Origin of the sequence: Bacillus cereus group sp. BfR-BA-01379, assembly GCF_022663605.1 — a bacterium.
GTDB classification, from domain to species: domain Bacteria; phylum Bacillota; class Bacilli; order Bacillales; family Bacillaceae_G; genus Bacillus_A; species Bacillus_A mobilis.
Window position 1 is genome coordinate 1 of the sequence record NZ_JAKUFT010000306.1, and the last position, 224, is coordinate 224.

The following is a 224-nucleotide window of genomic DNA, read 5'->3' on the forward strand; positions in this document are numbered from 1 at the left end:
TAATAGGTGGGGCTTTTGAATCGCTATTTTTTTCTGTATTTGCATTTTGATCTGTGCTTGGATCTTTCGGATCTGTACTTGGATCTTTTGGACCTGTGCTTGGATCTTTCGAATCTGTATTTGCATTTTGATCTGTGCTTGGATCTTTCGGATCTGTACTTGGATCTTTTGGACCTGTGCTTGGATCTTTCGGATCTGTATTTGGATCTTTTGGATCTGTGCTT

At 39.7% G+C, this 224-nt stretch carries 1 pseudogene; it reads right to left on the minus strand.

Going from position 1 to position 224, the window contains the following annotated elements:
- Nucleotides 1-224: pseudogene (locus MR113_RS27980) on the minus strand (Cna B-type domain-containing protein); the annotation flags it as partial.